The organism is Pseudomonas sp. Ors-4-3C, from assembly GCF_055755035.1.
Genome location: NZ_CM146900.1, coordinates 2,919,325 through 2,942,055, shown reverse-complemented (window position 1 = coordinate 2,942,055; position 22,731 = coordinate 2,919,325). Strand labels below are relative to the sequence as shown.

General features: G+C 61.7%; 24 protein-coding genes. 8 read left to right on the top strand and 16 right to left on the bottom strand.

What is annotated here, in order from left to right; genetic code table 11:
• Positions 1 to 142: 142 nt before the first annotated feature.
• Complete coding sequence (locus ACVHNU_RS13005) at positions 143 to 373, bottom strand: hypothetical protein (RefSeq protein ID WP_473019928.1); 231 nt, start codon at positions 371 to 373, stop codon at positions 143 to 145.
• Positions 374 to 414: 41 nt separating this feature from the next.
• Between ACVHNU_RS13005 and ACVHNU_RS13000 the strand changes: the two genes are divergently transcribed.
• The 3 genes from ACVHNU_RS13000 (at position 415) to ACVHNU_RS12990 (ending at position 1,585) form a co-directional block, all read left to right on the top strand.
• The gene (locus tag ACVHNU_RS13000; protein WP_003225866.1) at positions 415 to 783 is read left to right on the top strand and encodes a lysozyme inhibitor LprI family protein; all 369 of its coding nucleotides are present in this window, start codon (positions 415 to 417) and stop codon (positions 781 to 783) included.
• A 74-nt stretch (positions 784 to 857) separates the two neighbouring features.
• Positions 858 to 1,154, top strand: coding sequence for a DUF7660 family protein (locus ACVHNU_RS12995; protein WP_139054758.1), 297 nt, complete (start codon positions 858 to 860; stop codon positions 1,152 to 1,154).
• Positions 1,155 to 1,192: 38 nt separating this feature from the next.
• The gene (locus ACVHNU_RS12990; RefSeq protein ID WP_473019927.1) at positions 1,193 to 1,585 is read left to right on the top strand and encodes a hypothetical protein; all 393 of its coding nucleotides are present in this window, start codon (positions 1,193 to 1,195) and stop codon (positions 1,583 to 1,585) included.
• Positions 1,586 to 1,616: 31 nt separating this feature from the next.
• On the opposite strand, the gene ACVHNU_RS12985 is transcribed toward ACVHNU_RS12990, so the two are convergent.
• The 7 genes from ACVHNU_RS12985 to ACVHNU_RS12955 all read right to left on the bottom strand — a co-directional run bounded on the left by ACVHNU_RS12985 (position 1,617) and on the right by ACVHNU_RS12955 (position 9,787).
• Positions 1,617 to 3,746 (bottom strand): TonB-dependent receptor family protein, encoded by a 2,130-nt coding sequence (locus tag ACVHNU_RS12985; RefSeq protein WP_473019926.1) that lies wholly within the window; start codon positions 3,744 to 3,746, stop codon positions 1,617 to 1,619.
• Between the two features lie 225 nt (positions 3,747 to 3,971).
• Positions 3,972 to 5,516, bottom strand: coding sequence for a methyltransferase regulatory domain-containing protein (locus ACVHNU_RS12980; RefSeq protein WP_473019925.1), 1,545 nt, complete (start codon positions 5,514 to 5,516; stop codon positions 3,972 to 3,974).
• An 85-nt stretch (positions 5,517 to 5,601) separates the two neighbouring features.
• On the bottom strand, positions 5,602 to 6,474 hold the full coding sequence (locus ACVHNU_RS12975; protein WP_226500241.1) for an AraC family transcriptional regulator: 873 nt from the start codon (positions 6,472 to 6,474) through the stop codon (positions 5,602 to 5,604).
• A 210-nt stretch (positions 6,475 to 6,684) separates the two neighbouring features.
• Positions 6,685 to 7,179, bottom strand: a complete 495-nt coding sequence (locus ACVHNU_RS12970; protein ID WP_473019924.1) for a PaaI family thioesterase — start codon at positions 7,177 to 7,179, stop codon at positions 6,685 to 6,687.
• An 8-nt stretch (positions 7,180 to 7,187) separates the two neighbouring features.
• A complete protein-coding gene (locus tag ACVHNU_RS12965; RefSeq protein ID WP_473019923.1) occupies positions 7,188 to 8,345 on the bottom strand; it encodes a GGDEF domain-containing protein in 1,158 nt (385 codons plus the stop codon).
• Between the two features lie 108 nt (positions 8,346 to 8,453).
• Positions 8,454 to 9,482 carry an NADPH-dependent aldehyde reductase Ahr gene (gene ahr / locus ACVHNU_RS12960; protein WP_473019922.1) on the bottom strand — a complete coding sequence of 343 codons (1,029 nt, stop codon included), beginning with the start codon at positions 9,480 to 9,482 and terminating at the stop codon, positions 8,454 to 8,456.
• Positions 9,483 to 9,538: 56 nt separating this feature from the next.
• Positions 9,539 to 9,787 (bottom strand): hypothetical protein, encoded by a 249-nt coding sequence (locus ACVHNU_RS12955; protein ID WP_103521989.1) that lies wholly within the window; start codon positions 9,785 to 9,787, stop codon positions 9,539 to 9,541.
• A gap of 170 nt (positions 9,788 to 9,957) precedes the next feature.
• Here ACVHNU_RS12955 and ACVHNU_RS12950 point away from each other — a divergent pair, with 170 nt between their 5' ends.
• The gene (locus ACVHNU_RS12950; RefSeq protein ID WP_003225851.1) at positions 9,958 to 10,602 is read left to right on the top strand and encodes a hypothetical protein; all 645 of its coding nucleotides are present in this window, start codon (positions 9,958 to 9,960) and stop codon (positions 10,600 to 10,602) included.
• A gap of 86 nt (positions 10,603 to 10,688) precedes the next feature.
• A complete protein-coding gene (locus ACVHNU_RS12945) occupies positions 10,689 to 11,030 on the top strand; it encodes a YajG family lipoprotein (RefSeq protein WP_103484147.1) in 342 nt (113 codons plus the stop codon).
• Between the two features lie 112 nt (positions 11,031 to 11,142).
• Here ACVHNU_RS12945 and ACVHNU_RS12940 read toward each other — a convergent pair whose 3' ends face one another.
• The gene (locus tag ACVHNU_RS12940) at positions 11,143 to 11,778 is read right to left on the bottom strand and encodes a TetR/AcrR family transcriptional regulator (protein WP_201137342.1); all 636 of its coding nucleotides are present in this window, start codon (positions 11,776 to 11,778) and stop codon (positions 11,143 to 11,145) included.
• A gap of 111 nt (positions 11,779 to 11,889) precedes the next feature.
• Between ACVHNU_RS12940 and ACVHNU_RS12935 the strand changes: the two genes are divergently transcribed.
• Complete coding sequence (locus ACVHNU_RS12935) at positions 11,890 to 12,555, top strand: O-methyltransferase (protein ID WP_473019921.1); 666 nt, start codon at positions 11,890 to 11,892, stop codon at positions 12,553 to 12,555.
• A gap of 39 nt (positions 12,556 to 12,594) precedes the next feature.
• On the opposite strand, the gene ACVHNU_RS12930 is transcribed toward ACVHNU_RS12935, so the two are convergent.
• The 5 genes from ACVHNU_RS12930 to ACVHNU_RS12910 form a co-directional block, all read right to left on the bottom strand.
• A complete protein-coding gene (locus ACVHNU_RS12930; protein WP_473019920.1) occupies positions 12,595 to 13,599 on the bottom strand; it encodes an XdhC family protein in 1,005 nt (334 codons plus the stop codon).
• A gap of 10 nt (positions 13,600 to 13,609) precedes the next feature.
• Complete coding sequence (locus tag ACVHNU_RS12925; protein ID WP_473019919.1) at positions 13,610 to 14,962, bottom strand: c-type cytochrome; 1,353 nt, start codon at positions 14,960 to 14,962, stop codon at positions 13,610 to 13,612.
• A 17-nt stretch (positions 14,963 to 14,979) separates the two neighbouring features.
• The gene (locus ACVHNU_RS12920) at positions 14,980 to 17,232 is read right to left on the bottom strand and encodes a xanthine dehydrogenase family protein molybdopterin-binding subunit (RefSeq protein WP_473019918.1); all 2,253 of its coding nucleotides are present in this window, start codon (positions 17,230 to 17,232) and stop codon (positions 14,980 to 14,982) included.
• Entirely contained in the window at positions 17,232 to 17,687 is a 456-nt protein-coding gene (locus tag ACVHNU_RS12915; RefSeq protein ID WP_011333895.1) for a (2Fe-2S)-binding protein, read from the bottom strand. The genes ACVHNU_RS12920 and ACVHNU_RS12915 overlap by 1 nt, the downstream gene beginning before the upstream one ends.
• An 89-nt stretch (positions 17,688 to 17,776) precedes the next feature.
• Positions 17,777 to 18,709: an AraC family transcriptional regulator gene (locus ACVHNU_RS12910; RefSeq protein ID WP_473020069.1), complete on the bottom strand. Its 933-nt coding sequence runs from the start codon at positions 18,707 to 18,709 to the stop codon at positions 17,777 to 17,779.
• Between the two features lie 206 nt (positions 18,710 to 18,915).
• Between ACVHNU_RS12910 and ACVHNU_RS12905 the strand changes: the two genes are divergently transcribed.
• Positions 18,916 to 20,112: an MFS transporter gene (locus ACVHNU_RS12905; RefSeq protein ID WP_473019917.1), complete on the top strand. Its 1,197-nt coding sequence runs from the start codon at positions 18,916 to 18,918 to the stop codon at positions 20,110 to 20,112.
• 113 nt (positions 20,113 to 20,225) lie between these two features.
• Positions 20,226 to 20,951 carry a type 1 glutamine amidotransferase gene (locus tag ACVHNU_RS12900; RefSeq protein WP_473019916.1) on the top strand — a complete coding sequence of 242 codons (726 nt, stop codon included), beginning with the start codon at positions 20,226 to 20,228 and terminating at the stop codon, positions 20,949 to 20,951.
• Here the strand turns inward: ACVHNU_RS12900 and ACVHNU_RS12895 are convergent.
• Positions 20,948 to 21,304, bottom strand: coding sequence for a hypothetical protein (locus ACVHNU_RS12895; protein ID WP_473019915.1), 357 nt, complete (start codon positions 21,302 to 21,304; stop codon positions 20,948 to 20,950). The genes ACVHNU_RS12900 and ACVHNU_RS12895 overlap by 4 nt on opposite strands.
• A 492-nt stretch (positions 21,305 to 21,796) precedes the next feature.
• Positions 21,797 to 22,636, bottom strand: a complete 840-nt coding sequence (yghU, locus tag ACVHNU_RS12890; RefSeq protein WP_262143564.1) for a glutathione-dependent disulfide-bond oxidoreductase — start codon at positions 22,634 to 22,636, stop codon at positions 21,797 to 21,799.
• Positions 22,637 to 22,731: the final 95 nt, after the last annotated feature.

Below are 22,731 nucleotides of genomic sequence, written 5' to 3'. Positions count from 1 at the left end.
TGGGATGTGAATACAAATTGCTGAAGCAGAAGGGGCGAAGCCAGTAAAAACGCGGCTTGCAGGACAGGGGGAGGGTTGTCCCGGGCAGGAAAACCCGGGACAGGAAGGTGAAAATTCACTTTAAGGAGGGGGGAGCGTCGCGTCAGTTACCGTCGGCAACCTTGCGTTCGATCGCATCGGTCTTACGCTTGAGTTCCTCGGTGTCCTGTTCCATGACGCGGGTGGAGGTGGGGGTAATCACCTCGTCCACGGCGCGGGTGTCGTCGTCGCTGTCCTGCAGATCGCGGTTCACCACATCCACCGGTTTGCCCGAGGAGTCGAGCGCTGGCGCGTTATGAGGTGTTGCAGGCTTGATATCGTCGGTGCTTTTCATTTTTCATACCTCCATTGACCTACAACGTTGGATACGAAGCCATGACGGGAGTTCGAGAAATTTCACGGGTGACCGCAGCCGCCCTCGGCTGTGCGCTGCTGATCGCTGCAAATTCGACGCAAGCCGCCAGTTTCGACTGCGACAAGGCCAAATCCATGGACGAAAAAGCCGTCTGCGCCAACCGCGCCTTGAACGACCTGGACGTCACCATGGGCGAGCTGTTCAGCCTCGATAAACGCCTGCTGCCGATGGGCGGGCGCGATGCTCTGATCGGCGAACAACAGGCCTTCCTCAAAAGCCGCAAGGCCTGTGGCGCGAAGCTCGATTGTTTGACCGATCTGTATCAGAAGCGGGTCGTTGCGCTGCGCAGCATCATCGAGACGCGGGTGATGACGCAGGGGCCGTTTTGACGGACGGGTTGACCCTCTGGTCGATGCATAGCAGCATCCCGGGCAAACCCATTCACCAACAGGAATTTGCCACGATGTCTGCGCCTGATGATCTTGATGAGTTGCTGGAACGCGTGAACGACGAGCAATCGTTCATTACGTTTATTCAGGCACTGGGTGCCGATTTCGCCCGTGAGCGGACAATGAACGAACCGCTGTCACCCTATGGTCGGGACGCCTTGGGTTGGGAAAATGGATCTGTGGATGCGTTTTTTGAGGCCGCAGGTGCCTGGGCGATCGACAGTTCCAGGCAGGTGGCAGCAGATGTCTCTTCGGCCAACGTATGGCAGCGCTGTGCGAGCATTTTGCTGGCCGGCAAGTTTTATGAGTGAACCGGGCGAGCATCAAGAACAGAGCAGGAAAATGATTGATGAGTAGGCCGTTGAGTGAAGCCGATCTTTATCTGGTCATGCTGGAAGCGATTGAAGAAGGCTTGAACATCGATCTGCAACCCTTTTGTGAGCGGCTGCAGGTCGAGCGTCGCGATCTGCTTAATCAAGTCGCGATCGCCGTAGCCAGAGATTTCCTGTCAAACACGCGTGATTTTGAGTTTGGCGATGAAGTGATGAATGCACTTATCAACCCCATCGTTGATGTGTCGATGCACGCAGAAATGCCCCAGCCAGCCTTTGACATCTATCAGGCATTTGATTCCGGCGAGTATCTGCACACAGGCGATGCGCAGGATGTTTGCCCTTGGGAGAAACATACGCGGCCGGGGCTGGAGAATATTTTGCGTAATCATTTGCCTACGTTGGAGTAGTAACCCGGCGGGTTGCCGAGTATGCAAACCGTCAGAGCAAACTCCACGACACCCCGACATAAACCCCCAGCCCTTCACCCGGCGTAGACCGCGCCGCATCCAGGCCCTTGTCGTCATACCCCGGCGTGACCGTCGCGGCGTAGTGTTTGTTGGTCAGGTTGCGCAGGTCCAGCCAGGTCTGCCAGTCGTTTTTCGGCGCGTTGTAGCCGACAGTGGCGCCGAACAGTGCGTAGGGATCGGCGTAGTAGCTGTTGGCGTAATCCACCGCGACCTTGGACACCAGTTGCGTGTTGACCGCCGCGAAGAAACCCTGCGGCCAGTCGTGGCGCAGTTCGCCCTGGTAGTAGTGCATCGGCAGGCCGGGCAGGCGGTTGTCGCCGAAGCGCTGGTCGTCGCGGTAGTGGAAATCGCTGAAGGTGTAGGCCTGGCGCAGGCTCAATTTACGTCCGTCGGCGGCTGACCACAGCGTGCTTTGCAGACTGGCTTCCACGCCTTGGTGCACGGTGGGGCTGGCGTTGAGTTCATACGGGGTGACGGCGTTGGCGTCCGGCAGTACCGAAAGCAATTCGTGGCGCACCTGCGCGTAGTACCACGCCAGGCTCCACTGGCCGAGTGCGCTGTCGCCGCGACCGCCGAGTTCGAGGGTGGTTGCGGTCTGGTTTTGCAGTTTGATCGGGTCGCTCTGGGTGCCGGTCGCCGCACCGTTGCCGGCGGGGAAGCGGATGTTCGAGCTGTAGATCAGCGACCACGGGTGTGGTGCCTCGACTGAGCGGCTGAGGTTGCCGAACAGTTGCAGATCCGGCGTGACCTGATAGCGCAGGCCCAGACGCGGGGCGTAATCCCAGTCATTCAGGCTGGTTTTGCCGCCGCTTTGCGGATAGGTGACGGCGCTTTCGCGGCGGGTGTAGATGGCGGCGAGGCCGGTGGTCAGCCACAGGTCGTCGGCGAGTTCCAGGTCGTTGCCCACATGCAGCACGGTGTCCGAACCCTGATAGGTGAAGTTGCGCATGCGTGTGCCCGGCACATACGCGGCGGTGTTGCCGGACGGGATGCGCACGAATTCACTGGCGCCGTCGTTGGGCAGGTGTTTGGTGGTGCGCAGGCCCACGGTGCTGCGGCTTTCCATGCCGAACAAAGTGTCGCGGCGCTTGTAGTCGAACGTGCCGCTGACATCGGTGTAGGCCACTTTCAGACGGTTCGGGCCTTCGCGCAGGTCCATCGGGTAATCGTGATAGACCAGCCCGGTCTGAATGCTCGAATCGTCGTCGATGTAGTAGGTGGTCTTGTTGCCGATGAAGGTGCTGCCCGGTTGTTTGCGGCTGTCGTCGCGCGACACATAAGCCGGGTTGGCCGCCCGTGGATCGTGCTCGATCGAGTGCTTGGTCACGCGGCCGGCGAGGTCGTTGTCGGTCTCGCGATAGCGGATATAGAAGCGGGTTTCCAGGTTCGGATTGAAGCGATAGCCGAAGTTGGCGATCATGCCTTTGCTCTCGCTGGCGGTGTGATCCTGATAGCCGTCGGCGTTCGAGTCGGTCAGCGACACGTAGTAATCGAAGTCGCCCAGCACTTGCCCGGAGCTGACTTGCCGCTGCTGATAACCATGGCTGCCGGTGGCATAGCGCACCTGCAGTTTCGGCGCGTCGTAACCGGTGTGGCTGACGTAATCGACGGCGCCGCCCAGCGCCAGGGCGCCGCGATCAAAGCCGTTGGCGCCGCGCAGCACCTCCACATGGTCGAGCCACAGCGGTTCGAGCAATTCGTAGGGCGTGCCGCCGGGGCCGGTCAGCGGCAGACCGTCGAGCATCGTGTACAACCCCGAAGCGTGCGCGCCCGGCGCCCGGTTGATCCCCGAACCACGGATCGAAATCTTCACCCCTTCGTTGCCCGCCGACTGCGCGTAAACCCCCGGCTGATATGCCAGCACGTCCTGATTGCTCGCCACACGACCCTGCAATGGTTGGCGCATGTCGACCACGTTGCTGCCGCCGGGCACTTGCGCCAGACGCGCTTCGGCCTCGGCCACGGAGGCATCTGCGCCGCTTTGTTCTTCAGCCGAAATCAGCACCTGCCCCAACTCCATGCCTTTGGGTTCCTCGGCCATGACCGGGCAGGCGAGGGCCAGGCCCAGCAGGGCAGAGGGCAGGGATTTGGGCGACGGCATCGAGAAACTCCAGACAGACAGGGACGGGCAATGAACAGTGCGACGCAAGAAGGAACGATGGAAACACATGGCAATTTTGCTTTTTTTGCCGGGGAGCGGGGTGACAGTAGCGGCGTGGATTTTTCAGGAGACGGCATTAAACGCCGTAAATGCAGGCGGCTGGCCGCTTTCGATCACGGCCAGTCGCACGGTTTGCCTGCACGTCAGCCGACGCGCATGGAAGGATCAGGCAATTTTCAACGCCATGAGAATATCCAGCGGAGTCTGGGCAAATGCCCGCGCCTGTTCGGTCATCTCGGCCAGGTTTTCTTCGGGCGTGAGCAGCGGCTGGTCACCCTTGAGCAGCACTTCGCCTTGATCACCGATGACGGCCCATGCCAACTGCGCCCACTCGCTCGGTTGTGTCATGCCTTGCTTGATCGAAATCAGGAACAACTGCTGAACGCGGCTGATCGGTACGCCACCACCGGTGACCGGGCTGGCCAGCACCTGAATGTTGTTGTTGAACAGCGCGCGTTTGCACAGTTGCAGGTTGAGAGTGTCGCAACGTTCCTGCACCTGCCTTTCGGCGGCTTCGCTCTGGCACGGGGCGGCGACGCCCATGCCGATCAGCACGGTGACAGCCTGCACCAGGTCGTCGTAAGACACGGAGCCGACGGCCATCGACAACTGCTGCAGGGTTTTCGGTGCGTAAGCACTGGCGGCGAGCGCTTCGAGCACCGGGCTGTAAATCTCTGTTTGCAGCGCAGCCTCGCCGGCGGGACCAGTGACCGTGCCGGGAATGCTCTCAATCGCTTGCAGCAGGACAAAACGCGTTCTCAGCAGGCCATCGCGCTGCTCGGCAGCAGACAGCCGATTGGCGCCACGTACGTACAGATCCCGGCGGAAATTCTGATTGATGAAGTAGTCGCGCGCCTGTTCCCGCATGATCGGGTGCTCGATACCTTCCAGAAAGTCCATGCCTTCTGCACTCAAATTCAGCGGGGCCACTGTGTCCAGCGGCACGGCCGTGGTGGCGTAGTCGAGTTTGGCTGCGGTCATGGCGTCGACCACGTCAGTGAAGTACATGCAGTCCCAATTGCGGTTGAAGTACTCATGGGCCACGTACTGACGATTCTGGCCCTTGATGCTCTGCAACTGGGCACCGAGGGCCGGCGCCGCTTTGGCGTACTTCGGATTGGCCGCCAACAGCGCTTCGGAAAACTGCATCGCGGCATCGATGCGCTTGGCCGGGCTGGTCGAGGCCTGGCTGGCAAAGCGGTTGTGCAGGCTGAACAGATTGCGCAAGGGTGCCGAAGGTGACCAGCCCGGGAAGCAGTTGTAGCTGACGTACAACATGCCCCCTGGCTTGAGGTGGCGCCGGGCGAATTCGACGATCAGTTTCTGGTTGTCACGGCTGACCCAGGTCCAGATGCCATGCAGGCTGATGCTGTCGAAGGCCGGCAGGTCATTACGGGCCAGCAACTGTTCGAAGCTGTCGTCATACAGTCTTGCCTGGCTGTTCCAGTCATTCGCCAGCGCAATGGCATGCGCGGCCTGGGACGGTGTGAAGTCGGTGCCGACGTAGTTGCCCGGGTTGGCGGCGGCGTGGATGTTGATTGAAACACCCTGGCCGAAGCCCAGTTCGCAGTGGTAACCGCCGGTGTCTTCGAGGGTGGCAAAACCGCGCAACAACAAACAATAACGCTGGAACACCGGGTTGATTTCCCGGCTATACGAGTAGGTGTAGCCCTCGTCGGTGAAATACCCTTCGTTCCAGGCATTGCTCATGTTTACATCCTTCAATTCGCGAGTGAGCCGCTCTTATAAAGGGTTGTCATTACGCACCACAAGCGGAAAAACATGTAAGTGAATCTTACGATTGCAAAGGCACATAGATGTCCGTCTGCCATTGCTCCTGCGGGGTCTCGGGATACACGCTCAGGTAATGGAAAAACAGCGGATGATCGCGCAATTCCTCACCGCTGGCCGGCAACCAGTCACGGTAGACCGGATAGATGGTTTCGCCGATATGATCCGGCGAACCGACGTGCCGCACCACCACGCAACGCCCACCGGGAATGACGAGTTCCCCCACGCCGAACGTATTGGGTGCTACCGGCTCTTCGATCTCGCCACAGATGGCGAAGCGAAAATCCTGCGCCGCAGTGGTGTCGGGGTTGTTGTAGGGAATGCCGAAGGTGCGACTCGACGCCACGGGCGACTGTCCGCTGTGCATGCGCCAGGCGATGAATTTCTGCACGCTTTGCTGAACCTCCCCCGGTGCGCCGCAGTGCTCAAGCGCAGCGACGCGCACGGTCGGGAAATCGACGATTCTGGTTTGCATGATGACGCTCCTGGAAAAATGAGGGATGGCAAACACCGCATTCCAGATCTGCCAGTTCGGTTGCTTCCTGAAGGCACTCGGCGACAGGCCGAAATCGCGCCGGAACGCCCGGCTGAAAGCTTCCGGACTTTCGAAACCGGCGCCAGACGCGACATCCAGTATCGAATGCTCCGGCTGCGCGGCCAGCCGATGCGCAGCCCGGCGCAAGCGCATCAGTTGCACATAGCGCGACACCGGCACGCCAACGAACGCGCTGAATTGCCGATGGAAGTGAAACACCGAAAAGTTCGCCAGCTGACTCAACGTACTCACCGAGAGGTCGCCTTCGAGATGCGCGTCGATATAGGCGAGTACGGCGTTGAAGCGCCGGGTGTAGGCGCGCTGGGTCGGCAGGTCGGACACTGGGTGGAGACTCCTGGAAGTGCGGTCGGCTATAGCCTCGTCGATTTTGGCGTAGGCGCGCCTAGCCGGGTTTGCTCAAGTATCGGTTCTGTAGGAGCTGCCGAAGGCTGCGATCTTTTGAGGTTGATTTTTGGCGTCCTCCATCAAGGTCAAAATCAAAAGATCGCAGCCTCGTTGCACTCGACAGCTCCTACAGGGGAGCGTGCGGAGTCAGCGGCCGTGCGCCGCGTCCGCTAACTGTCCGGTGTCGACTCGCACGAACACCGAATCACCTACCGCCGTCAGCACTTCCCCGGCGTACACCTCGCAGATCACCCGTGTCTTGCGTCCGACTTCGCCTTCGACCCTGGCGCACAAGGTCAGGGTGACGCCCATCGGCGTGGGTTTGATGAATTTGATGCCGAGGTTGCCGGTCACGCAGTCGATGCGCGGCAGGCTGCCTGGTTCACGTTGTTCATGGCGGTAGTGCCAGGCCATGGCGGTCCAGTTGGAATGGCAGTCGATCAGCATCGCCAGCAGGCCGCCGTACACCAGGTCCGGCCAGCCACAGTATTTGTCGGCCGGCAGGTGTTCAGCCATGACGTGCACACCGTCCTCGTGCCAGTAGCTTTTGACGTGCAGGCCATGGGGATTGCGGCCGCCGCAGCCGTAGCAGACGCCTTCGGGGGCGGCGAGGTCTTGCAGGGGCGTCTCGGAACGGGTCATCGGTCTGGTCATCCTGAAGTGGTAAGCCCGGTCAGGCGCAGGCGGTTGCGGCCGCCGCGCTTGGATTCGTAGAGCGCGGCGTCGCCTTGCTCGATCAGTGCCGCGAGGCTGGCCGGCGGCTGGTTGAACAGGGTGGCGCCGATGCTCAGCGTCACCGGTTCGGCGGTGGGGAAGGTCTGGGCGGCGCTGCGCTGGAACTGATCGCGCAGGGCGTCGCCCAGTCTGACGATGTGATCACTGGGCGCGTTGCTCAGCAAAATCACGAACTCGTCACCGCCCAAGCGCGCGGCCAATGTCTCATCGGTGGTCTCGGTGCGAATCATTTCGCTCAAGGCGACGAGCAAACGGTCGCCGGCGCTGTGACCGTACTGGTCGTTGACCAGTTTGAAGTTGTCGATGTCGATCAGCAGCAGGGCGCCGGGATGCGCCGGGGAGACGTCCTGCAGCAGGCGCGGCGCGCGCACGTCGAGCGCGCGCCGGTTGTACAGGGCGGTCAGCGGGTCGCGGGCGGCCAATCGGGCGATCTGCTCTTCGCGCCGGTAACGTTCGGTGCCGGTCATCGACAGCGCGATCAGCATGATCGCCATCGCGCCCTCGACCAGCGAGATCTGGATGATGACGCCACGGAACGCGGCGAGGTCGATCAGCGTCCCCGGGATCATCACGGTCAGGGCCTTGGCCACATAGAACATCCCATGGCCCAGCAGCACGTAGCGCAATTGCACCGCGCCGACGCTCAGCGATTTGCCATGCGGGCGCAGCAGCAGACTGGCCTTGAGCGTCGAGGCGGCCACCAGCAGCGAGTTGGCCGCCAGCATGACTTTCGACCACAGCGGCCCGTCCGGCAGCAACAGCATCACCAGCCAGCAGACGAAAATCAGGTACCAGGCGCGGGACAGGCGAATCTGGGTGAAGCGCGCCACACCGAGCAGAAACAGGAAATGCGCGGTCACCAGCAAGCCGTTGGCAAACCAGATACCGACCAGCAGAAAGCCGTTGCTGCGTAGCAGTGCCAGGGTGGAACCGACGGTAATCGTGGCGAAACCGGCACTCCAGAACAGCAGCGAAGGCTCACGAATGCTGCGCCACTCGACCGCCAGATACAGCGCGGCAGCGGCGGCGAGAGCGATCGAGATGGTCAGCATCGTTGGTGGATCGAGCAGCATTTCTTGAAGCGCCTGTCTGAGGGGGCGGTTAGACGGGCGATTGTAAGCGTTCGGGGCTGTTTTGGCAGGAGGTGCGGCGGCTGCCCTCGCAGGCGCCGCACAGGATCGTCACTGACTGGCGTCCAGCACCACGCGATAGCGCGCCTTGCCACTGCGCAGATGATCGACGGCCTCGTTGACCTTGCTCATGGGAAACATCTCGACCTGCGGCAGAATCTGATGCCGGGCGCAGAATTCAAGCATGGTCGCCATCGTGCCGGGCGAGCCGACCGGGGAAGCGGACAGGGATTTCTGCTGGGGGATCAGGTCGAACACATGCACCGGAATCGCGTTGGGCACGATCCCGACGAAATGCAGCCGCCCATTGCCGCGCAGGGTGGCGAGCATCGCGGTCCAGTCGAGGTCGGCGTTGGCGCTGATCAGCAGGAAGTCCAGGGTGCCGGCAATCGCTTTCAGCGCGTGGCTGTCAGTCGAGGCGACCACGTTATGCGCGCCCAGACGCCTGGCTTCATCCTGTTTGTTCAAGGACGAGGTAAACGCAGTGACTTCGCAGCCCCACGCGTTGAGAAACCGCAGTGCCAGATGACCGAGGCCACCAATGCCGACCACGCCGACCCGGTCGGTGGGTTTGACGCCGAACTGCAGCAACGGGTTGAACACGGTGGAACCGGCGCAGAACAACGGGCCGACCATCGCCGGATCAAGATTGGCCGGCACCGGAATCGCCCACGCCCAGTGCGAACGCAAGCGATCGGCAAAGCCGCCGTTGCTGCCGATAATGGTCGGTTGGGCGGTGCCGCACAGTTGCTGCGAGCCGCTGATGCACGACGAACAATGCATGCAGCTGCCCTTGTACCAGCCGATGCCGACGCGCTGGCCGAGTTCGAGGCCGCGCACTTGCGGGCCCATGCGCACGATTTTGCCGACCACCTCGTGACCCGGCACGAACGGGTAGCGGCTGATGCCCCAGTCGTTGTCGATCAGCGACTGATCGGAGTGACAGACGCCGCAATATTCCACCGCGACTTCCACGTCCTCTTCGCCCAAGGGGCCGGGATCGTAGCTGTAGCGTTCCAGCGGGGCGCGGGCGGCGGTGGCGGCCCAGCCGTTGAAAGTTGCAGGTTCGCTGTTGCTCATGGGGGACACCTCCGGTTCGACTGACGGGACATTGGCAGCCCGGCAAGTCTAGTCGGTCATCGCTGTGGCGCGAGCCAGGTGTCGACGATCCGCCGATCCAGTTCTTCCCAGTAGGCCATGCCCAGCACGCGCGTGGTGTTCAGCCCGCGCAGATAGCCGCGCAACTGGTTGGCGGTATCGCGCTTGAGCTGCGCATTGGTGATGTTTTTGTCCAGCAACACGCTTTCGTACTGCACCAGGTATTCGGCCACCCGCTCGCGAAAGTCGGGCAAAACCGCGTCGCGGATCAGGTCAAAGGTTCTCAAATCGGCTTCCTCACTGTTGTTTTAGTCATTAGGGATGAGCGCGCATCAAACTTTATCGTCGGTAACTATCGCTAGAAGTAATAGTGACCATCACGAAACGCAAGTTCAGCTTTGCATTCAATAGGCGGAAAATCGCTTTCATTGAACACGCAGCTCAAGGAAATTGCGCGATGAAGACACTGACCCGACTGGCGCTGATCGCTCTGCTGATGAGCGGCGTGGTAGCCACGGCACCGTCTTACGCAGACGACGCCTGTGAGTGTCATCTTCAACCGATCGCCGGCAGCAGCGCGACCTTGCAGCATTCACAGACCGTGGGTGTGCTGTACAGCGAAAACACCCGGGAAAACCTGCAGTACCTGACGCGTTACCACGACATGGCGCTGCACGGTGCCAAGGATGCGCTGGACTCGCGGATTCGTGCAGCGTTTGTCCGCAGCTCCGATCCGGAGCTGGCCATCGACTGGTTGCTCAGCTCGCTGCAGCGTCAGTTCATGTCGGTGACCGTTTACGACAACCTTGATGCATTGATTCTGGCGCATCCGGATATCGTGGTGAAACTCGACACCTTCAACCGCTTGCTGACCCAGCAGAACAGCCTGTTCGAAGCGCACTTCATCGCGCGTTTCTACGATGCCGACCTGCAGTACATCGGCAAGGCCGAGGGCTCGGTGGAGAAACAGATCCCGTCGGTCTGGGTCCACGACAAAGCGGCGCAAGAGATTGCCGCGCAGATCGAGAAACAACGTGACCTGCAACTCAATGCCTTGAAGCAGTTCGACGCCTCGCTCAAGGCGCTGGTGGCTTCCAGCTGAACACTCAAAACCAAAAGGGCAGCGGGGGCGCCGTGACGCTGAACCGCTGCCAGTTGAACCGGACCTTTATTTTCAGGATTACCCCGATGCGTGCTTTGTTTGCCCCGACCCTGGCCGTTGCCTCCTTGCTGCTCGGCGGTTGCGCCTCCGCACCGAACGACCCGACGCTGACCTTGCACACCAACAAGACCCCGGCGCAATACGCCGATTGCGTGGTGCCGAAGCTGCAGGGCAGTGCGCTGAACCCGACCGTCTCGCAAACCCAGCGCAGCTACCGGATCGTGGTGCCGAGCAAGGTGTCGGCAGACAACGTGCTGGAAGCCTACAAGGCCGGCAGTGGCGGCAAGGTGTTCATCTACGAGCGCCATTTGCTGGCCTCGAATTTCCTGCCGTCCAGTTTTGAACGCGCCGCCCAGGATTGCATCTGACCGGCTGCGCAAACCGTTCTGACCGAGCTCCTTTGGTTGGCCGCAACCAACCAATACTTTGCCCCGCACCTCATTCGGTTGCGGGGCTTTTTTTTGCCGGAGTTTGTGTGGTTCAGGCGACTTGATTCAGCGCCACTATGTAGGCGCTGAACATGTCCGCCAACCCATCGGCGAAAGCCGTGATTTCCTGATCGCTGCGTGCAGTACCGGAAAAGTCTTTGCCCACCGAACTGAGCGTGGTCAGGATCAGATCACAAGTTGCGGTGCGGCTTGCCTCATCAACATCCGGCAGCAATTGCAGCATGAACTCGGCAAAGATCTGCCGTCCGGCGGCGCGCACTTCGTGGGCCTCGGGCGCATCGCGATACAGCGGCGCCGCGTCATTCAGCGCACCGCGCATCTGCGCTTCCTCGCACTCCGAACGAATGAACGCCTGTACCAGTGTGCGCAGACGAAGCAGGGGTGGCTGTTCGGGATTTTCCAGAATTCGCTGCAGCATCTGCGTGGTCTGCAGCCACTCATCGCTCTGTAAACGAAACAGGATCGCCGCCTTGTTGGGGAAGTATTGATACAGCGAACCGATGCTCACGCCAGCCTTTTCCGCGACCCGTGCGGTGGTGAATCGGGTCGCGCCATGCTCGGTCAAAACCTGAATAGCCGCCTGCAGAATCGCCGCGACCAAGTCAGCCGAGCGTGCCTGCTGCGGCTGTTTGCGCGAGGAAATACGGGCGGTCTGACGATTGCTCATGGGCGGCTCGGGCCTCGGGGGAAACGCGAATAGCGGATCGAGTGAATCACTCGCATCATTTAAATGCGACGAATCACTCGCATCTTAATCCCCTATTGACGGAAAGCAATCATGACCACCCTGACTTCTGAGCCATTGGCCAGCCTGATCGAACGCCTCTACAGCCAAGCCAGCGCTGCCACCAGCCCGGTGCTGGAAACGGTGTCGGGCGAGGAGCGCGAGCGCCTGATGCACAGCAAGACCGAGTACCTGAAACTCTACGCCATGCTCAAGGATCTGTGGCTGCCGGTCTCGCGCGACACCGGCAAACTGCTGTACATGCTGGCGCGCAATACCAAGGCCAAAGCGATTGTCGAGTTCGGGACCTCCTTCGGCCTGTCCACTCTGCACCTAGCGGCGGCACTGCGCGACAACGGTGGCGGCGTACTGATCGGCAGCGAATTCGAATCGTCGAAAATCGCCCTGGCCCGCCATCACTTCATCGAGGGCGGCGTCAGCGATCTGGTGGAAATCCGCGAAGGCGATGCACTCGTCACCCTCGCCAGCGACCTGCCGCCGTCAGTCGACTTGCTCCTGCTCGATGGGGCCAAGGCGTTGTACGGCGACGTGTTGAGGCTGGTGGAAAAACACCTGAAGCCTGGCGCACTGGTGGTGGCGGATAACACCAACTATTGCCCGGAATATCTGGCTTATGTGCGCGCGCCGCAGAACGGTTACCTGTCGGTGCCGTTTGCGGATGACATCGAGCTGTCGATGCGATTGGGTGATTACGCGTGAGCCGCGAACGGCCCTGATGATCGCTATTGTTTCAGCCAGTCAGGCTTCCTGCGCCTTGGAGCTGGCGATTGAAAACTCTTTCGGCAGGCTGGCGCCGTTCTTCGCGGCAAGGATCTCGGCCATCACGCTGACGGCGATCTCCGCCGGAGTCTTGCTGCCAATGTAGATGCCGATCGGCCCGTGCAGGCGCTCGAGTGACGCTTGGGTTTCACCAAAATGCTCGATCAGACGTTCGCGACGCAGCTGACTATTGCGCCGCGAACCGATGGCGCCGATGTAAAACGCCGGGCTGTGCAGGGCTTCGAGCAGCGCCAGATCGTCGAGTCGCGGATCATGACTCAAGGCGACGATGCAGGTGCGCAGATCGACCGCGAAGTCGCGCACCACGTCATCCGGCATGCCGATGATCCGCTCCACGCCGTTCACCGCCCAGGTTTCGATGTATTCCGCACGTGGGTCGCAAACCGCGACCTTGAAGCCGTTGAACAGCGCCATGGTCGCCAGATACTCGGCCAGCGCGCCGGCACCGATCATCAGCAGCCGATACCCCGGCCCGAGGGTATTGAGCATCCGCTGGCCGTCGAAACTGAATTGCTCCGGGGTTGCCGTGGCTTGCAGTGTGACCTGACCGTTATCCAGTGCCAGGCAGCGGCGCACCAGTTGCCCGGCATCCAGTTGCACCAGCAGTTCGTCGAGCACCTGCCAGGACGGGTTGAACTCCAGAATCAGCTCAAGCGTGCCGCCACAGGGCAAACCGAAACGATGCGCCTCGTCGGCGCTGACGCCGTAGCGCACCACCTCGGGCGCAGCGTCCTTGAAGCCGCTGCCACCATGCGCGGTGGTGTAGCGATGGATCAGGTCGTCCTCGATGCAGCCGCCGGACACGCTGCCGATCACGCGGCCGTCGTTACGCAAGGCCATCATCGACCCTGTCGGACGTGGCGAAGAGCCCCAGGTGCGCGCCACCGTGGCGAGCAATACTCGCTCGCCAGCGGCGAGCCAGTCCCGCGCGGTGCGCAGGACCAGCAAGTCGATGCTTTCCATCAAAGTTCCTCTAGCGCATTTGCAGGATGATCGGGCTGCTGCTGGCCGGATCGGTGTGTTCACGCAGCTTGTTGACTGCCTGCGCTTCAACGGCACTGCCCTGATTGCCCCAGGTGCTGCGCATGAAGGTCAGCACTTCGGCGATCTGCTGATCCGACAATTGCTCACGGAAGGCCGGCATGCGATAGGCGTCCGGCACTCCGGCGGCCACCACCCGCTGCGAACCGTTGAGGGTGATGTTGATCGCCGAAGCACTTTCCTTGGCCAGTGCCGAAGTGGCGCCGGCCAGCGGCGGCATCCATTGCGACTGGCCCTTGCCGTCGAGGCCGTGGCACGAGGCGCAGCGCGTGACGTAGGTATGAGCACCGGGCGCATCCAGACGTTCCGTCGCCGAAACCGCTTGGTACTGCCATGGCTGGCCGTCGCGCTGAGGGTCCCCCGGCAACGACTTGAGATAACGGGCAATCGCGGTCAGATCGTCATCGCTCATGAACTGCGTGGAGTTGTTGAACGCCTCGGTCATCGAGCCGTAAACCACCGCATGTCTGTTGCGCCCGGTCTTGAGGAACTGCACGATCTCCGGTTCGCTCCAGCGGCCCAGGCCGGTGTTGTGGTCATCCCGCAGGCTCGGCGCGTACCAGCCATCGAGCAAGGCGCCGGCGAGGTACGGCGTGGCGGATTCATCCAGGGCCTTCTCGTTGAACGCCAGACCGCGCGGCGTATGGCAACTGCCACAGTGTCCTGCGCCTTGAACGAGATAAGCGCCGCGGTTCCACACTTCATCCTGCGACGGTTTGGCCACGTAAGGTTCGGCATCGGCAAACACACCGTTCCACAGCGCAATCGGCCAGCGCAGGTTCAACGGGAAAGGAATTGCGCTCGGGATATTCGCCTGCTTGACCGGTGCCACGCCTTTCATGAAAAACGCGTACAGCGACCGCACGTCGTCGTCACTGAGCTTGGCGTAGGACGGGTAGGGCATCGCCGGGTACAGACGGCGGCTGTCGGGTGCCACGCCGTGGCGCACCGCACGGTCGAAGTCCGCCAGGCTGTAGCGACCGATGCCGGTTTCCGGCTCCGGGGTGATGTTGGTCGCGTGAATCGCGCCCAGAGGTGTGGCCATTTCCAGGCCGCCAGCGAACGGTGCGCCGCCCGGCACGCTGTGGCACGCGACGCAATCGCTGAGTCGGGCGACGTATTCGCCACGGGCCACCAGCGCCGGGTCGATATCGGCCACGGCGGTTTGGGTGTTTTCAAGGCGCGAGACAGGCTCGCGGGTGACATACCAGGCCAGCAGGCCTGCCGCGACCAGGCACGGCACTGCCAGCCAGCCAGCGGTTCTTGCGAATCGGCGGTTATTCATGGACGCTCCGGCGCTGATCAAGTGAAGGTGTGTCGGCTCATGGGCAGGCTGCGCACCCGTTGCCCGGTCAGCGTTGCCACCGCATTGGCGACAGCGGGCGCGACGGCGGGCAGCGGTGGTTCGCCGATGCCGCCCATTTTTTCCCCGCTCTCGACAACACGCACGTGGACCCGAGCCATCCGCGCAGGCGGCAGGATCGGATACAGGTCGTAGTTGCGCGCGCGCGGTTTGCCATCAATCCACACGGCTTCCTCCACCAGCGTCTGCGAGAGGCCCAGCGCCACGGCGCCATTGACCTGCGCTTCGACAATCGCCGGATTGACGATGCTGCCGGGGTCGATTGCCTGCCAGATGTCGTGCACCTTGACCTGACCGTTCTCGATGGAGACTTCGGCAATCACGGCGGTCTGGGTACCGAACGGCGACGCCATCGCCACGCCTCGTGCGCGTTTGCTGCCGTCCGCCGCGGTAAACGGCCCACGCTTCCAGCCACCCGACAGCTCGCCCACTGCTTGCAGCAGCGTGGTCAGTCGACGGTTGTCGCGCAGCAGATGCAGGCGCAGTTCGAACGGGTCCTTGCCGCCCTTGTCAGCCAGTTCGTCAAGGAACGATTCATAGAAGAAATCGTTGAGAGAATTGCCCACCGAACGCCAGTAACCGAGCATCGCCGGGCCTTTGGCGTAAATCTGCGCGATGCGCTTGTTGGGGATCGCGTAGGACTTGCCCGATAACCCTTCAAGCGCCGTCGGGTCGAGCTTTTCACCCTGCTTGCCGGCAAGCGCCTCGGTCGGACCTTCGGTGGCGCTGATCGCTTCGATTGCCAGCGGCCAGCCGTCGTTGTCCAGCGCGCCGCGGAAATTCACGGCGGCTACGGGACGCAGCACGTCGCGCAGGAACTCTTCCTCGCGGCTCCAGATCAGTTTGACCGGGCGGCCAACTGCCTTGGACAGTTCGATCGCCTGGGGGTAGGGGCTGGCGGCGTCGTAGAGGAAATGCCGACCGAAGAAGCCCCCCAGCAATGGCGAATGCAAGGTAATCCGCGACGGGTCCAGCCCCGTGCGTTTGGCGATGTCCGCACGGAACATGTCCGGCGCCTGATTCGGCAGCCAGACTTCCAGCGAACCATCGGGATTGAATCGGGCCAGCGCCGACGGCGGCTCCAACTGGCCGTGGTTCAGGTACTGGTTGTGGTAGGTGGCGTCGATCCGGGTCTTGGCACTTGCCAGAATTGCAGCCACGTCGCCTTCATTTTCATCATCCTTGGCCGGGCCTTTGTCGTCAGCCAGACGCTTGAGCCAGGCATCGCTGGAAAAGTCGGCGGGCATCGGCCGTACCTTGCTGTCGGCCGTGGGTTCCTGCCAGTCGACCTGAATCGCTTCCACTGCACGTTTGGCGTGCCACCAGCGTTCGGCGACCACCGCCACGGCACCCGGCAGACGATGCACGGAATGCACGCCTTTCATCGCCTTGACCTGCTCTTCGTTACGCAGGTTGCCCACGGTCATGCCCAAACGCGGGGCATGTTGAACGGCGGCGTGCAGCATGTCGTCGACCTTCAGATCGATGCTGTACAGCGCCTTGCCCGTGGACTTGTCGTAGGCATCGACGCGCTTCACCGGTTTGCCGATCCAGCGGAACTGGCTCGGATCACGCAGCTGCACCGAGGCCGGATCGGGAACCGGCAGATCCATGGCGTGCTCGGCCAGTTCGCCGTAGGCCACCGAGCGGCCCGACTTCGCGTGCACGACTTTGCCGGGTTCGGTGCTCAGTTCGCCCACCGGCACCCCCAGCTGCTGCGCGCCGGCCTGCAGTAGCATGGCGCGGGCGAGGGCGCCGAGGCGGCGCATCACCGGGTAACTCATGCGCACCGACATGCTGCCGCCGGTGATGCGCATGCCGTTTTCCATCACCACATAGGCTTCGCCGGGTGGTGCGGCTTCGACCAGGAAAGTCGCCGGGTCGGCATCCAGCTCTTCACCGACGATCTGCGCCATCGCTGTGAAGGTACCTTGTCCGCCCTCCATGAACGGGCAGAGCAGGCGCACGCGGTTGTCCGGGCGGATTTCCAGAAACGCCGGGACCTGCGTGCCGCGCTCGGCAGTCGCGGCCGCCACGGCAGCTTGCACCCGAGTCGCACCCAGCGGCAGGCCGAAGCCGAGCACCAATGCGCCGACGGCGGTGCCGGCCAGGAAACGTCTGCGCGACACGTTGATTGGTTCGTGCAGAGCCAGTGCCGAGGCTTCCTGAGCAGGATCAATACGCACGTTCATCAGGCGTCTCCCTTGCCAGCCAGCTCATGCACGGCGGCATGAATGGCGTTGTACGTGCCACAGCGGCACAGATTGACCATCGCCGCTTCGATCTGCGCGTCACTCGGCTTGGGGTTTTGCTTGAGCAGCGCCGTGGCGGCCATCACCTGCCCGGACTGGCAGTAGCCGCACTGGGCGACCTGCAGATCAACCCAGGTCGAGACCACTCGTTTGCCCACTTCATCGGCCTCGATCGCCTCAATGGTGGTGACCTCACGGCCAACCACGCCGGCCACCGGCGTGACGCACGAGCGCACCACATTGCCGTCCACCAGCACCGAGCATGCGCCGCACTGCGCCAGTCCACAGCCGTATTTGGTGCCGGTCATGCCCAGGTCATCGCGGATCACCCACAGCAGGGGCGTATCGGCGTCGGCATCGACCTGATAGGTTTTCTGGTTGATTCGTAGTTCCATGGTTCACCCGCTCGATCATCGGTTGACGTGCATTTTTATAAGCGGTGACACGCGGCGTGGCGCCTCACCGGTAAAGCGTGTTCTTTTGCTCAACTGTTCGCGTTGCCCAGCGCTTCTGCGGCGTATGGCTCGCCCCGCAGCAGCGCCATGTCACGACTCGGTGCGGTGCCGTACAGGCGTGCGTATTCGCGGCTGAACTGCGAGGGACTTTCATACCCGACTGCAAACGCCGCTCGCGAAACGTCCAGACGCTCCATCAACATCAGTCGGCGCGCCTCGTTCAATCGCAGCCACTTCTGGTACTGCAGCGGACTCATGCCGGTGAGCTGGCGGAAGTGGTGGTGAAACGTCGGTGCGCTCATCTGCACCCGCGCCGCCAGTTCATCGATGCGCAGCGCCGCGCTGTAGTTGACCTTGAGCCAGTCGATGGCTTTGGCGATGCGATAACCCTGGCCATCGACAGCAGTGATCTGCCGCAGCCGCGCGCCTTGATCGGTATTGAGCAGCCGATAGTGGATTTCCCGCAGCACCAGCGGCGCCAGCAGCGGGATTGCCTCGGGCTCATCGAGTAATGCCAGCAGGCGTTCGAGCGCGCCTTCCAGCGCGCACGACATGTCGCCAATGCCAGCGCCTGCACCCGTGGATGAATGCCGCTTGGCCGGCAGGCCAACCTTGGTGATGACCTCGGCGAGCATGCTCACATCCAGTTTCAGCACCAGCCCGACACAGGGCTGTTCGGGGCTGGCAACCAGCACTTCGGAGTTGGCGGGCAGATCCAGTGAGGTGACCAGAAACCGCGAAGGGTCATAGCTGTAACCTTCACCCCCGACCCACAAGCGCTTTTCCCCACGGCCCACCAGAATCAGGCTCGGCTCGATCATGCACACGGCCGGTGGCGCCGGCTGATCGCGACGAAACAGCGACAGCCCGGGTATGGCCGTGGGGAAGTCACCCGGAACGCTCACGCGCGGGTCAATGTTCAACGCCAAAGGTGATTCGTGGCGCAGCGGGGTAGTGATCATGTCGGGCAACTCCTGTTGATCGAACTCTAGTCCGCTGAACAGACGTTTCCTATACATCACCCTGCATCCTCAGAGGATCAGGCAAGCATTCAAGAGGAATGCACTAGGGCAGAGGTCAATCGACCGGGAGAATGTGTCAAACCATTACAGGAGAGCCGCGATTCGACAACGCGATCCTGACGCCTCTCGCAATACAGGTAGTTCCCATGACTTCCCTTTCTACAGAACAATGCGGCTGGAGCGCCGTGCTGGCCATGTCGTTGGCCGCCTTCGCGCTGGTCGCTTCAGAATTCATGCCGGTCAGTCTGCTGACGCCGATTGCCGCCGAACTGCACATCAGCGAAGGCCAGGCCGGGCAGGGGATTTCCGTGTCCGGGGCGTTCGCCCTGGTGACCAGCCTGGTGATTGCAGCGGTCGCTGCTCGCGTCGAGCGCAAGAAGCTGTTGCTGGGTCTGACCTTGCTGATGATCGTCTCGGGTACGGTGGTCGCGTTCGCGCCGGGCTACCCTTCGTTCATGTTCGGGCGGGCCTTGATCGGCATCGCCATCGGCGGTTTCTGGTCGTTGTCGGCGGCGACCGCAATGCGTCTGGTGCAGCCTGATCAAGTGTCTCGGGCACTGGCCATCGTCAACGGCGGTAACGCGCTGGCGACGGTGATTGCCGCTCCGGCGGGGAGTTTCCTCGGCGCGTTGATAGGCTGGCGCGGCGCATTCTTCTGTGTGGTTCCGGTCGCTGCGCTGGCGGCCGTGTGGCTGCTGATCAGCCTGCCGTCCTTCAAACTCGAGCGTCAGGCCGGTAGCGGCAATGCCCTGCGGTTGATGAAGCAATGGCCGGTCGCCTTGGGGATGGTCGCCGTCAGCGTATTTTTCATGGGGCAGTTCATGCTGTTCACTTACCTGCGTCCCTTTCTGGAGGTCGTCACCGGGGTCAGCGTTGCAACCCTGTCGTTGATGCTGCTGGGGCTGGGGCTTGCCGGTTTCATCGGGACCTTTGTGATTGAAAGATTCATCGCTGATGGCCTGTACCGCACGCTGACGTTTATTCCGCTGATCATGGCGGTGATTGCACTGGCCCTTGTGAACTTCGGCGCATCGCCGTTGCTCAGCGCAGTGCTGCTCGGACTGTGGGGGCTGGTCGCCACGGCGGCTCCCGTTGGCTGGTGGACATGGCTGGCGCAGACGCTCCCGGAGGATGCCGAAGCCGGGGGCGGCTTGCTCGTGGCCATTGTTCAACTGGCTATCGCAGCGGGGGCCATTGTCGGTGGCCTGGCATTTGATCTGAGCGGTTATCAAGCCACCTTCGAGCTGAGCGCTGCGGTGTTGGTGGTCGCGTCGGTGCTCGCCTGGTGCGCCGGTCGCAGTACGACTGAAGTTCATCTGGTCGAGTCGAACGTGACCGGTTGAGAGAAGTGATTGTGGAGTTGGCAGCTCAGCTCCAGCAACGGACTTGTCAATGACACTAAGTGTCATATAGTCTTTCGCGCATCACTCATCCGGCCCCTCACCAAGGATTTCCAATGAACGTTCATTTTGTGGTTCACGAAGCATTCGAATCGCCCGGCGCCTATGAAACCTGGGTTCGCGAACGTGGCCATGAAGCGAGCTATTCACGGGTTCATGCGTTTGACGCGTTGCCTGCCAGCGTCGAGAACATCGACCTGCTGGTGGTGTTGGGCGGTCCGCAATCGCCGGCGACGAGCAAAGAGCAATGCCCGCATTTCGATGCGGCCGCCGAATGCGATCTGATCGTCAGAGCGATCAACGCGAACAAGGCAGTGATCGGCGTTTGCCTGGGTGCGCAATTGCTCGGCGAAGCGCTGGGTGCTGCACATGGTCACAGCCCGGAAAAGGAGATCGGCAGTTTTCCGATCACCTTGACGGAGGCGGGCAAGAGCAACGCCAAGGTTGCGCACTTCGGCGATATGCTCGAAGTCGGGCATTGGCACAACGATATGCCGGGGCTGACGGCGCAGGCGAAGATCCTTGCCGTCAGTGAGGGCTGCCCGCGTCAGATTGTCGAGTACAGCGATCTGGTCTACGGCTTCCAGTGCCATATGGAGTTCACGACGGAGGTCGTGGAGCGCTTGATTGCCGCGTCCGGCGACGAGTTGGCGGCGGCGGTGGATCGGCGTTTCGTTCAGCAGCCGGCGATGCTAAGAACCAATGCTTATGAGGAGATGAACCTGAAACTGTTCGAGTTCCTCGACAAGCTGGTTGCGCAGTATCAGCAGCACAAGGGCTAGGAGTAGCGGGCCAGACGATGACGCCAGTTGCCACCGTGAGTGCGTTGGCATTCCTCTTCGGAGTCGAAACGCACGTTGCGGTCTGAAACAGACACATCGATGTTGGCCTCATGCAGAGCAGCAGCCGTCAGTTCATGGATGCGTGCCTTGGCGTCAGTCAGGGCGAGATTTTTGTCGGCCTCGGTTTCGAACACCCAGATGACTTTCAGGGTTTGAGCCAGCGCGTTCAAATCAGCGGTGTGGGTGAGCCAGGTGAAACCTTTGATTTCGCCTTTTGCGGTTTCACACGCGTCAGTGAGCGTGGCAATCAAGCGCCGCTCGATTTGCGCCAGTTCACGTTTTCCAGGGGGCATTGCAGATCCTTCGGTGACAGTGGTGGTGTGGAGATGGGTTTATCCGGTGGGTCTTGCGAAACAGGGCATTGCGCGTCGCGCACTCAAGTTGCTGTGGGAGCGGGTGATTGCGGATGCCCAAGTCCAGCACAAGTCCCACTGTAATTGCTGGGGCTCTCAAATCCTCATGTCCAACCCGAACCCCTGTGGGAGCGGGCTTGCTCGCGAAAGCGGTAGGTCTGTGATGCCAGTGTTGACTGACCCGGCGCCTTCGCGAGCAAGCCCGCTCCCACAAGGATTGCGGGTGATTGCGGATGCCCAATTCCAGCACAAGTCCCACTGTAATTGCTGGGGCTCTCAAATCCTCATGTCCAACCCGGATCCCTGTGGGAGCGGGCTTGCTCGCGAAAGCGGTAGGTCTGTGATGCCAGTGTTGACTGACCCAACGCCTTCGCGAGCAAGCCCGCTCCCACAATGATTGCTGTGATCCCGGATCCCTGTGGGAGCGCGGCGTCAATCCAGATCGCTGGCCTGATGCCGTTCAGGAACCTGGCTGGCCTCGTCCCCCCAGGTGCGATTGACGCGCTGGCCACGGATCACCGCAGGGCGTTGGGCGATTTCTTCTGCCCAGCGCTGCAAGTGGGTGTAATCCTGTGCCGATAGAAATTCAGCCGCCGAATACACGTTATTGCGCACCAGTTGCCCGTACCACGGCCAGACCGCGATGTCGGCGATGGTGTAGCTGTCGCCGGCCAGGTAGCGGCTCTCGCCAAGGCGCCGGTCAAGCACATCAAGCTGACGCTTGGCTTCCATGGTGAAGCGGTTGATCGGGTATTCGAGCTTCTCCGGCGCATACGCATAGAAGTGCCCGAAGCCGCCGCCCAGATAAGGCGCCGCGCCCATTTGCCAGAACAGCCAGTTCAGGGTTTCCGTGCGACCGGCGGGATCTTTCGGCAGGAAGGCGCCGAATTTTTCCGCCAGATACAGCAGGATCGAACCGGATTCGAATACCCGAGTCGGCGGCTGTGTGCTGCGGTCGAGCAGCGCTGGAATCTTCGAGTTCGGATTGATCTCGACAAAACCGCTGGAGAACTGATCCCCCTCGTTGATGCGGATCAGCCACGCATCGTACTCGGCACCGGTATGCCCCAGTGCGAGCAATTCTTCCAGGAGGATGGTCACCTTCACGCCGTTGGGCGTCGCCAGCGAATACAGCTGCAGCGGATGCTTGCCCACCGGCAACGTCTTTTCATGGGTCGGCCCGGCAATCGGGCGGTTGATGTTGGCGAACTGGCCGCCGGACGGCGCTTCGTGTTTCCAAACCTTGGGCGGTACGTAGGGCACTTTACTCATGAAATGGGCCTCATCGTGGGTGTGCCGAGGGATACCTCGACAGGTATCAGGCTCGACAGCATAAACGCTCCTGCTCACGACTGCGCAATTTGTGA

Excerpts from the sequence above, each read along its gene's own strand:
- ahr (WP_473019922.1), bottom strand. The coding sequence starts at position 9,482 with ATGAGCAACAGCGAACCTGCAACTTTCAACGGCTGGGCCGCCACCGCC.
- ACVHNU_RS12915 (WP_011333895.1), bottom strand. The coding sequence starts at position 17,687 with ATGGAACTACGAATCAACCAGAAAACCTATCAGGTCGATGCCGACGCC.
- ACVHNU_RS12990 (WP_473019927.1), top strand. The coding sequence starts at position 1,193 with ATGAGTAGGCCGTTGAGTGAAGCCGATCTTTATCTGGTCATGCTGGAA.
- ACVHNU_RS12925 (WP_473019919.1), bottom strand. The coding sequence starts at position 14,962 with ATGAATAACCGCCGATTCGCAAGAACCGCTGGCTGGCTGGCAGTGCCG.
- ACVHNU_RS12945 (WP_103484147.1), top strand. The coding sequence starts at position 10,689 with ATGCGTGCTTTGTTTGCCCCGACCCTGGCCGTTGCCTCCTTGCTGCTC.
- ACVHNU_RS12910 (WP_473020069.1), bottom strand. The coding sequence starts at position 18,709 with ATGATCACTACCCCGCTGCGCCACGAATCACCTTTGGCGTTGAACATT.
- ACVHNU_RS12965 (WP_473019923.1), bottom strand. The coding sequence starts at position 8,345 with ATGCTGCTCGATCCACCAACGATGCTGACCATCTCGATCGCTCTCGCC.
- ACVHNU_RS13000 (WP_003225866.1), top strand. The coding sequence starts at position 415 with ATGACGGGAGTTCGAGAAATTTCACGGGTGACCGCAGCCGCCCTCGGC.
- ACVHNU_RS12930 (WP_473019920.1), bottom strand. The coding sequence starts at position 13,599 with ATGGAAAGCATCGACTTGCTGGTCCTGCGCACCGCGCGGGACTGGCTC.
- ACVHNU_RS12905 (WP_473019917.1), top strand. The coding sequence starts at position 18,916 with ATGACTTCCCTTTCTACAGAACAATGCGGCTGGAGCGCCGTGCTGGCC.
- ACVHNU_RS12970 (WP_473019924.1), bottom strand. The coding sequence starts at position 7,179 with ATGACCCGTTCCGAGACGCCCCTGCAAGACCTCGCCGCCCCCGAAGGC.
- ACVHNU_RS12980 (WP_473019925.1), bottom strand. The coding sequence starts at position 5,516 with ATGAGCAATGCCTGGAACGAAGGGTATTTCACCGACGAGGGCTACACC.
- yghU (WP_262143564.1), bottom strand. The coding sequence starts at position 22,636 with ATGAGTAAAGTGCCCTACGTACCGCCCAAGGTTTGGAAACACGAAGCG.
- ACVHNU_RS12985 (WP_473019926.1), bottom strand. The coding sequence starts at position 3,746 with ATGCCGTCGCCCAAATCCCTGCCCTCTGCCCTGCTGGGCCTGGCCCTC.
- ACVHNU_RS12895 (WP_473019915.1), bottom strand. The coding sequence starts at position 21,304 with ATGCCCCCTGGAAAACGTGAACTGGCGCAAATCGAGCGGCGCTTGATT.
- ACVHNU_RS12900 (WP_473019916.1), top strand. The coding sequence starts at position 20,226 with ATGAACGTTCATTTTGTGGTTCACGAAGCATTCGAATCGCCCGGCGCC.
- ACVHNU_RS12935 (WP_473019921.1), top strand. The coding sequence starts at position 11,890 with ATGACCACCCTGACTTCTGAGCCATTGGCCAGCCTGATCGAACGCCTC.
- ACVHNU_RS12950 (WP_003225851.1), top strand. The coding sequence starts at position 9,958 with ATGAAGACACTGACCCGACTGGCGCTGATCGCTCTGCTGATGAGCGGC.
- ACVHNU_RS12940 (WP_201137342.1), bottom strand. The coding sequence starts at position 11,778 with ATGAGCAATCGTCAGACCGCCCGTATTTCCTCGCGCAAACAGCCGCAG.
- ACVHNU_RS12920 (WP_473019918.1), bottom strand. The coding sequence starts at position 17,232 with ATGAACGTGCGTATTGATCCTGCTCAGGAAGCCTCGGCACTGGCTCTG.
- ACVHNU_RS12995 (WP_139054758.1), top strand. The coding sequence starts at position 858 with ATGTCTGCGCCTGATGATCTTGATGAGTTGCTGGAACGCGTGAACGAC.
- ACVHNU_RS13005 (WP_473019928.1), bottom strand. The coding sequence starts at position 373 with ATGAAAAGCACCGACGATATCAAGCCTGCAACACCTCATAACGCGCCA.